The 1,779-nt window shown below is 56.2% G+C and carries 2 protein-coding genes; one reads left to right on the top strand and one right to left on the bottom strand.

Annotation, left to right across the window (positions count from 1 at the left end):
• Positions 1 to 43 precede the first annotated feature (43 nt).
• On the bottom strand, positions 44 to 1,270 hold the full coding sequence (locus tag ACESMD_RS09585) for an RNA-guided endonuclease InsQ/TnpB family protein (RefSeq protein ID WP_372612603.1): 1,227 nt from the start codon (positions 1,268 to 1,270) through the stop codon (positions 44 to 46).
• 21 nt (positions 1,271 to 1,291) lie between these two features.
• On the opposite strand from ACESMD_RS09585, the gene tnpA reads away from it, so the two are divergent.
• Positions 1,292 to 1,708 (top strand): IS200/IS605 family transposase, encoded by a 417-nt coding sequence (gene tnpA, locus ACESMD_RS09580; protein ID WP_372612601.1) that lies wholly within the window; start codon positions 1,292 to 1,294, stop codon positions 1,706 to 1,708.
• The last annotated feature ends 71 nt before the right edge of the window (positions 1,709 to 1,779 follow it).

Genomic DNA, 1,779 nt, shown 5'->3' with positions numbered 1-1,779 from the left:
TTGACATCCTCGCCCACCTGAAGGAAGGCGATTCCTACCGTGTTCAACCCTGACGGGCTGACTCACCTCGATGGGTTCCTGCTGCTGGCGACTTTGGTGCATCGCTCACTTGGCAGGCGAACCGGGCGTGCCCCGCCCTTAATACATTGATCGCGCCAACGGTATCGGCGTTTTCCTCGAAGCCGCAGCCCACGCAAAGGAACTGTGCTTGCGTTCGGCGGTTCTCTGCCGATACATGAGCGCAGGCCGGGCAGGTGCGGCTGGTGTTGCGTGGTGGCACGGCCACCAGCCAACCCCCGCTCCATTGGAGCTTGTAGTCCAACTGGCGGCGGAACTCGAACCAGCCCTGATCCAGAATGCTTCGATTGAGGCCAGACTTGGCTTTGACGTTGCGCCCAGGTTGATCGGCCGTGCCGGCCGCCGACTTTGACATATTCCGCACCTTTAAATCCTCGACACACACCATCGCGTGGTTTTGGCTGATCGTGGTCGTGACTTTGTGCAGATAGTCGCGGCGGGCATGGCCGATCCCGGCGTGAATGCGCTGGACTTTGGCTTTAGCTTTTTTCCAATTGTTGCTGAACTTGGTTTTTCGGCTTAGGGCCTGCTGCGCTTTGCGCAGCCGATCCTGATGTTTCTTGAAGCTGTTAAGGGGTTCTAGGTAGTCCTTCCCGTCGAATGCCGCCAGTGGCCTGTCGAACGACGCGAAACGGGCGACGCCCACATCGATGCCAACGGCATCGCCTTTGGGGATCGGCGTTTCAACCTCACGCTCGGTCTGGACGCTCACAAACCACTTGCCGCCTGACTGGCTGACGGTGATGTTCTTCACCGTGCCCAGAGCCTCACGACTGTTGCGGTACCGCACCCAGCCCAGCTTGGGCAGGAATAGGCGACTGTTAACCTGCTCCAGTTTTGTGCCTTGTGGGTAGCGAAAGCCGTCGGATACACCCTTTTTCTTGAAGCGGGGAAACTCAGCCCGTTTGGCAAAGAAGTTGGTGTACGCCCGATCCAAATCCTTCAGGCTTTGCTGCAAAGCCTGGGAGGGTGTATCGGCCAACCATTCGGTTGAGGTATCCAGCTTCCATTGCGTTAGCTCCCTGCACAGCCCCGCGTAGCTCAGTTTCTTCTCACCTTGCTCGTAGCGGTCTTTCTGAAACGCCAATGCCTTGTTGTACACGAACCGACAGGAACCGGCAAAGCGGCGGATTTGCCGCTTTTGCTGGCCGTTAGGACTGAGTTCGTATTTAAAGGCTTGTAGACGCTTCATAACCACACTATAGTTTGGTCTATGACACAAATCAACGATATCAGAACAGGCCGCCATTGCGTATTTGTGATGCACGCGCATTTGGTCTTTGTCGCCAAATACCGAAAAACCGTGTTCGACAAGGACGCGATAGACCGTCTTCGGGAGTTGTTCACCAACATCTGTGCCGGTTTTGATGCTGAGCTGAAGGAAATGGATGGCGAGGCCGATCATGTTCACCTGCTGGTGAATTACCCGCCCAAGGTGGCGGTATCATCGCTGGTCAACAGCTTGAAAGGCGCTTCCAGTCGCGTACTACGAAAGGAGCGGCCTGATATCGCCGCACGGTTTTACTACAAAGGCGTCCTCTGGTCTCCGTCCTATTTTGCATCCAGTTGTGGCGGCGCGCCGATAGAGATCATTCGCCAGTACATCGAGCAACAACAAACACCACACTAACCGGAGCGGCGATGCCGCTCTCACCTTATATCCCCGCCATGAATGACCGGGCTTTACGGTGTGGTGGGTAA

It is taken from the genome of Halomonas sp. (assembly GCF_041689495.1).
GTDB lineage: Bacteria > Pseudomonadota > Gammaproteobacteria > Pseudomonadales > Halomonadaceae > Halomonas.
The sequence above is the reverse complement of the archived record's forward strand: the minus strand, read 5'-3'. Positions and strand labels throughout refer to the sequence as shown.

Bases quoted from the DNA above. Each gene is read 5' to 3' on its own strand.
- ACESMD_RS09585 (WP_372612603.1), bottom strand. From the start codon at position 1,270: ATGAAGCGTCTACAAGCCTTTAAATACGAACTCAGTCCTAACGGCCAG.
- tnpA (WP_372612601.1), top strand. From the start codon at position 1,292: ATGACACAAATCAACGATATCAGAACAGGCCGCCATTGCGTATTTGTG.